The 6,616-nt window shown below is 72.1% G+C and carries 4 protein-coding genes and 2 pseudogenes (1 of these 6 cut by a window edge); 3 read left to right on the top strand and 3 right to left on the bottom strand.

Annotation, left to right across the window (positions count from 1 at the left end):
• Both AC1DUQ_RS14910 and AC1DUQ_RS14905 read right to left on the bottom strand, forming a co-directional pair.
• A pseudogene (locus AC1DUQ_RS14910) lies at nt 1-58 on the bottom strand (ABC transporter permease subunit) (it extends 1,547 nt beyond the left edge of the window).
• Between the two features lie 112 nt (nt 59-170).
• The gene (locus tag AC1DUQ_RS14905) at nt 171-1,409 is read right to left on the bottom strand and encodes a sugar ABC transporter substrate-binding protein (protein ID WP_477063169.1); all 1,239 of its coding nucleotides are present in this window, start codon (nt 1,407-1,409) and stop codon (nt 171-173) included.
• A 221-nt stretch (nt 1,410-1,630) separates the two neighbouring features.
• On the opposite strand from AC1DUQ_RS14905, the gene AC1DUQ_RS14900 reads away from it, so the two are divergent.
• Nucleotides 1,631-2,713, top strand: a complete 1,083-nt coding sequence (locus AC1DUQ_RS14900; RefSeq protein ID WP_477074049.1) for a LacI family DNA-binding transcriptional regulator — start codon at nt 1,631-1,633, stop codon at nt 2,711-2,713.
• A gap of 63 nt (nt 2,714-2,776) precedes the next feature.
• Complete coding sequence (locus AC1DUQ_RS14895; protein ID WP_477062447.1) at nt 2,777-4,504, top strand: glycoside hydrolase family 13 protein; 1,728 nt, start codon at nt 2,777-2,779, stop codon at nt 4,502-4,504.
• Nucleotides 4,505-4,546: 42 nt separating this feature from the next.
• Here AC1DUQ_RS14895 and AC1DUQ_RS14890 read toward each other — a convergent pair whose 3' ends face one another.
• A complete protein-coding gene (locus AC1DUQ_RS14890; RefSeq protein ID WP_477062446.1) occupies nt 4,547-5,977 on the bottom strand; it encodes an alpha-amylase in 1,431 nt (476 codons plus the stop codon).
• A 79-nt stretch (nt 5,978-6,056) separates the two neighbouring features.
• On the opposite strand from AC1DUQ_RS14890, the pseudogene AC1DUQ_RS14885 reads away from it, so the two are divergent.
• Nucleotides 6,057-6,616: pseudogene (locus AC1DUQ_RS14885) on the top strand (carbohydrate kinase family protein); the annotation flags it as partial.

The raw sequence follows: 6,616 nt of genomic DNA, 5'->3' as shown, positions 1-6,616 counted from the left end.
CCNGGACGCCGGGTTCCTCCGGAGGGGCGGGGGGCGCCACGGTCTGCTGGTCGGTCATGCGGGTCCTCCGGGACGCGGGTCACTGCTGCAGGGATCGCCGCGACGGTGCGGCGAGGGCAAGGACATCCCGCCGGGCGGCTGCGCGCCACCCGACGGGACGTCCTGGACCGTCAGACCTTGTCGACGGCGTCCTGGATGTTGGTCACCATCGTGTTCCAGGCACCGGCAGGCTCGGCCTGGCCGCTGATGATCTGCGCCTCGGTGGCGCCCCAGAAGGCCCACACGGTGCTCATGGCCGGGATGGCCGGCATGGGAGCGCCGGTCGAGCCGGCCTCGTTGAAGCCCTTGAGGATCGGGTCCTCGACCTTGGCGGCGGAGGCGGCGTTGGCCGGCATGCGGCCACCCTCTGCGAACAGCATGTCCTGAGCGGCCTCTGTGGTCAGGTAGTTCACGACGAGCTCGTTGGCGAGGACCGGGTTCTCCGACTTGGCCGAGATGAACACGCCCTGGACCCCGACGAACGGCTGGGCGGGCTGGCCGCCGGCGCTCGGGACGGGGAGCACGGAGATGTCCATGCCCGCCTCGGCGAACGCCGAGGTGTTCCACGGGCCGGTGATCATGTACGGCGCCTGGCCGTCGAGGAACGCCTGCTTGGCCTTGTCGCCGTCGATCGCGAGGTCGAGCACCTTGTCGGTGCCCAGCTTGGCCAGGTACGCGGCGAACGCGTCACCGGCGGGGCCGCCGAGCGCGAGGGTGTCGGTGTAGGAGCCGTCGGCCGACTGCTCGAACACCGGGGCGCCGAACGAGGTCTGCAGCGGGTACAGGTGGTACGGGTCGGACGCCTCGCCCTGCTGGATCAGCACGGAGAACGGGGTGCCCGTGCCCTTGGCCTGGGCGATCAGCTCGTCGAACGTGGTCGCGGTGGTCTCCGTGAGGAGCGCGTTGTTGCGGACCAGCGCGATGTTCTCGATGGAGATCGGCGTGCCGTAGATCTTGCCGTCGTAGGTGACGCCGGCGATGGCGGAGTCGGAGAAGTCCGCCGCCTTGTCGCCCAGCTCGATCGGAGCCACGACGCCGTTGTTGACCCACTCGCCGAGACCGTCGTGCGCGGAGACGATGATGTCCGGGCCCTCGCCCGTCGGGACCTGCGCGACGAAGTCCTTGCCGATGTCGCCCGAGGCCTTCTGCACGAGCTCGACCTCGACGCCGGTCTCCTCGGTGAAGGCGGCGACGACCGGCTCCATCTCGTTGATGCGGGTGTCGTCCACCCACATCGTCAGCGTGCCGGAGGCCGTCGCCTCGGTACCGGCGCTGGTCTCCGTGTCAGCCGGGTCGCCCGACCCGGAGCAGGCGGCGAGGGCGAGCGTGATGCCCAGGGCCGCAGCGGTGAGGGGGATGCTCCGTCGCATCGTGAGTCTCCTAGATCGTGAGAATGCCGCTCGGCAGATCCCGACGATCGACCGGCGCTGGCGTGATGCCGTGACGGTAACCTCGTTGTCTCATCGGCTGCAAGTCGTTACGGTAAGTTGCAGCGAACCGTTGCAGAAGCGTGACTCGGGGACGACCCCGTGACTTCTCGCGTCGGTTGCGACCCGGACAAAGGAGTGACGTGGCCCCCAGCGTGCCCATCGTGCGTACCCGTCTGACGGATCTGGCCGAGCAGGCCGGCGTCAGCACGGCCACGGTGTCCCGGGTCCTGAACGGCAAGCACGGCGTGTCCGCCCARGCACGCCAAGCYGTSCTGGCCGCCCTGGACGTCCTGGGCTACGAACGACCCGAGAAGCTGCGCACCCGCTCCGCCGGCCTGGTCGGCCTCGTGGTCCCCGAGCTGTCCAACCCCGTCTTCCCCGCCTTCGCCCAGGTCATCGAGACCATGCTCACCGAACGCGGCTACACCCCCCTGCTGTGCACCCAGTCCCCCGGCGGCACCACCGAGGACCAGTACGTCGAGATGCTCCTGGAGCACAACGTCGACGGCATCGTGTTCGTCTCCGGCCTGCACGCCGACACCTCCACGAGCAAGGAGCGCTACCACCGGCTACGCAGCAGCGGCATGCCGATCGTGCTGGTCAACGGGCATGCCGAGGGCGTCGACGCACCGTCGGTGTCGACCGACGACTCCGCGGCGCTCGACCTCGCCTTCCGCCACCTCGTGTCGCTCGGCCACCGCTCGATCGGCCTGGCCATCGGCCCGGAGCGGTTCGTGCCGGCCGCCCGCAAACGGGTGGAGTTCGCCGCGAACCTGCAGCGCCACCTGGGCATCACCAACCCCGACCCCCACGTCGTCACCACGCTGTTCACGGTGGAGGGCGGTCAAGCCGCCGCCCTGGAGCTCATCGACTCCGGCCACACCGCCATCATCTGCGGCTCCGACCTCATGGCCCTGGGCGCCATCCGCGGAGCCCGCTCCCGCGGACTGACCGTGCCCGGCGACCTGTCCGTCGTCGGCTTCGACGACTCCCCCCTGATCGCGTTCACCGACCCACCCCTGACCACCGTGCGCCAGCCCGTCCTGGCCATGGGCCACGCCGCCGTCGCCGCCCTGGTCGCCGAGATCACCGGCACCCCCGCCTCCCGCACCGAGCTCAAGTTCCACCCCGAACTCATCGTCCGCGGCTCCACCGGAGCCGCACCCACCGGCTCTTCAACCACTGGCTCATCAACCACCCTGACCTCGGTCGCTGTGACCGCTGAGGCTCCCGCCGTAGTCTGATCAGATCCTCTGATCGGCAACGGCGCCTCCCCCTGTGAACACCCCGAAGTGAGGCATGCCCGCATGACGACGATCGACACCCGACCCCTGCGCACCCTGGTGCACACCGCCGGATCGCCCGACGGCGAGTGGTGGCGGGATGCCGTGATCTACCAGGTCTACCCGCGCTCGTTCGCGGACGCGTCCGGCGACGGCATCGGCGACCTGCCCGGTATCACCTCGCGCCTGGACCACCTCGCCGAGCTCGGGGTGGACGCCGTCTGGCTGTCGCCGTTCTACCGGTCCCCGCAGGCTGACGCCGGCTACGACGTCGCCGACTACCGCGACGTGGACCCGCTGTTCGGCACGCTCGACGACTTCGACGCCATGCTCGAGCGCGCGCACCGCCTCGGCCTGCGCGTGATCGTCGACCTGGTGCCCAACCACACCTCCGACGAGCACGTGTGGTTCCAGGCCGCGCTCGCCGCCGGACCGGGCTCCCCGGAGCGCGCCCGGTACCTGTTCCGCGACGGACGGGGCGTGGACGGGTCCGAGCCGCCCAACAACTGGCAGTCGATCTTCGGCGGACCGGCCTGGACGCGGACCACCGACCCCGACGGCACCCCCGGCGAGTGGTACCTGCACCTGTTCGACTCGCGGCAGCCGGACCTCGACTGGGGGCACCCCGAGGTCCGCTCCGAGTTCGAGGACGTGCTGCGGTTCTGGCTCGACCGCGGGGTGGACGGCTTCCGTATCGACGTCGCGCACGGCATGGTCAAGGCCCCCGGGCTGCCCGACTGGGACGGCCACGTGTCGATGATCGAAGGGTCTGACGACACGGAGGCGGTGTCGGGCTCCGGCAACCAGGGCCCGATGTTCGACCAGGACGGCGTGCACGACATCTACCGCGCCTGGAACAAGGTGCTCGCCGAGTACCCCGGCGACCGCGCGCTCGTCGCCGAGGCCTGGGTGGAGCCGCTGTCCCGGCTGACCCGCTACGTGCGGCCCGACGAGATGCAGCAGGCCTTCAACTTCGCGTTCCTGGCCACGCACTGGGACGCCCCGGCGCTGCGCACGGTCGTCGAGGCCTCGTACCGCGCGTCCGACGCGGTCGGCGCGCCGACGACCTGGGTCCTGTCCAACCACGACGTCGTCCGCCACGCGTCGCGCCTCGGACTGGCCGAGCCGGGCTCGCGCCCCAACGGCATCGGGCACGGCGACGAGCAGCCCGACCACACCCTCGGCCTGCGCCGGGCCCGCGCGGCCTCGCTGCTCATGCTCGGGCTGCCCGGCTCGGCGTATCTGTACCAGGGCGAGGAGCTCGGCCTGCCGGACCACACCTCGCTCGACGACGACCTGCGCCAGGACCCGGCGTTCTTCCGGACCGGCGGCGCCGAGCGCGGCCGCGACGGCTGTCGCGTGCCGCTGCCGTGGGCGTCGGACGCCGACGGCTTCGGGTTCTCCCCGACCGGCGTCACCTGGCTCCCGCAGCCTGCGGAGTGGGCGTCGTACGCGCTCGACGCCCAGCGCGGCGTCCCCGGGTCGACGTACGAGACCTACCGCTCGGCGCTCCAGCTGCGCCGGGAGTCGGGCCTCGGCTCCGGGGGCATGGAGTGGCTGCACGGCCTCGGCGACGACGTGATCGCGTTCGTCAACCGGGACGTGCTGGTCGTCGCCAACCTCGGCACCGAGCCCGTCGTCCTGCCCGCGGGCGCGGACGTGCTGCTGGCGTCGGTCGACCATGCGGTGGACGGGGACGGCACCGTGCTCGTCCCGTCCGACGCGACCGTCTGGGCGCGCTTCGCGGTCTGATCAGCCCGGGACGGCCCCGCTCCGGCGGGGCCGTTCTGCGTCTCAGGGCCGGGAGCTCACGTCCCACGCCTGCGCGGTCCGCGGCGGGACGTTCACGGTGAGGCTGCCGTCCTGCACCGACGACGAGGCACAGTCCCCTGCCGCCAGGACGTCGCAGTAGTCGCCGTCCGGCAGGCTCGTCGGCAGCTCGGCGCGCAGCTCGTCGTCCCCGGAGTTGACGACGACGAACCCGAGCTCACCGCGGCCGAACGCCACGGCGTGGCCCTCGGACCAGACGTCGACCCGGGGTGAGTCTCCGACGACGGAGCGCCACCCGACCATGCCGGCGATCGCGGGCCAGCGGTGCTGGCACACCCAGTCGCCGTCCGCGAGCTCGGCGCCGGGACCCGGAGCGGGGCCGCACGACGCGTCGAGCACCGCGCCCTCGGCATCCTGCGCAGGTCCGGCGTCACGGTCCGAGAACGCGTACCCGGTGTAGACCGCGGGCGTGCCGTACGTGCCGGCGAGCATGAGCACGTTGGCCAGCGCGTAGTCCTCGGCGTCGGCGTAGCTGAGCGTCGAGCCGTTGCGCTCGGTGTCGTGGTTGTCCACGAAGATCACCGCGTCGTCGGACGGCACGTACCCGGACGCGGTGCCCAGGTCGAGGGCCCGCCCGGGCGAGCTCGCCAGCACGCCCTGCACGTCCTTGCCCCACGCGAACTCGTAGACCGAGCCGTTGGCCAGGTACTGCTCGGGCGTGATCGGCTCACCGCTGCCGCGGATGACCTCCTGGGCGATGCCCGTCCCCTCGGGCAGCGCCGCGACGATCGCGGCGACGTCCTGCGCCGGCATGTGCTTCGCGGCGTCGATGCGGAAGCCGTCGACGCCGAGCGAGAGCAGGTCCTGCAGGTACGCGGTGACCGCCGACCGCACGTGGTCGGTCTCCGTGGCGAGGTCGGCCAGGTTGACCAGCTCGCAGGTCTGCACCTGGGTGGCGTCCTGGTAGACGGCGATGTCGTCGTTGGCGGTCAGGCCGCAGTGGTGGAAGTCGGCGTCGGTGTAGAGGCCGGGGTAGTCGTAGTGCGTGTACGACGATCCCGCCCAGCCCGTGCCGGGCGTCTCCTGCCCGGTCATGTGGTTGACCACCGCGTCGGCCCACACGTCCACGCCGGCGTCGTGGCAGGTCTCCACCATGGCGGTGTACTCCTCGCGGGTGCCGAGACGCGACTCCACCCGGTAGCTCACGGGCTGGTAGGCGGTCCACCACTCCTCGCCGACGATGTGCTCCTGCGGCGGGCTGGTGAGCACCCACCCGTAGCCGGCCGGGCCGAGGCTGTCGGTGCACTCGGTCGCGATGGCGTCCCAGGTCCACTGGAACAGCTGGACGCCGACGTCGCGCGTCCTTTCCGCTGCGGGCTCCGGCGGCCCGCTGCACCCGGCCAGGAGCAGCAGGGCGCCGAGCAGGGCGGTCGCGCGGGCGGGCAGGTGCGTCATCGTCACCACCGGGTGCGGGCCGCAACTCGTTGCAGCAACTTGCAGGTCGGCACACCCTAACGCCCCTAGGGTGGGCGGCGTGCCTCGCGTCCTGGTCAACGGCCCCGCGTCCTGGAACACCCTCGTCCGGCTCCCGTCGCTCCCGGAACCGCGGTCGCAGACGCTCTTCGCGAGCGGCCACCACGACGGGCTCGGCGGCACGTCGGCCGGCAAGGCGCTCACGCTCGCGGCGCTGGGTGTCGACGTCACCCTGCGGACCGCGCTCGGCGACGACCGAGAGGGCGGTCTGGTCCGCGAGGCGCTCGCGCAGCCCCGGCTGTCGCTGGTCGTGCAGCCCGTCGAGCGGACCGAGCGGCACGTGAACCTCATGGCCGACGACGGCTCACGCGTCTCGCTCTACCTCGAGCTGCCGGCGCCCGTGCCGGGGTCTGTCCCCTCCCTCGACGGGCTCGATGCGGCCGTGCTCGACCTGGCCGACCACAGCCGCCCGCTGCTCGCGGCCGCGCGCGCCGTCGGCGTCCCCGTCTGGTGCGACGTGCACGACGACGACGGCGTGGGCGACTACCCGCGGGAGTTCGTCGCGGCCGCGGACGTGCTGCTGGTGAGTGCCGCGCGGCGGCCCGACCCCCGCGCCTACCT

The organism is Cellulomonas sp. P4_B5_2, from assembly GCF_056402235.1.
The sequence above is the reverse complement of the archived record's forward strand: the minus strand, read 5'-3'. Positions and strand labels throughout refer to the sequence as shown.

Coding starts and splice junctions, on each gene's coding strand:
- AC1DUQ_RS14905 (WP_477063169.1), bottom strand. CDS start 1,409: ATGCGACGGAGCATCCCCCTCACCGCTGCGGCCCTGGGCATCACGCTC.
- AC1DUQ_RS14895 (WP_477062447.1), top strand. CDS start 2,777: ATGACGACGATCGACACCCGACCCCTGCGCACCCTGGTGCACACCGCC.
- AC1DUQ_RS14890 (WP_477062446.1), bottom strand. CDS start 5,977: ATGACGCACCTGCCCGCCCGCGCGACCGCCCTGCTCGGCGCCCTGCTG.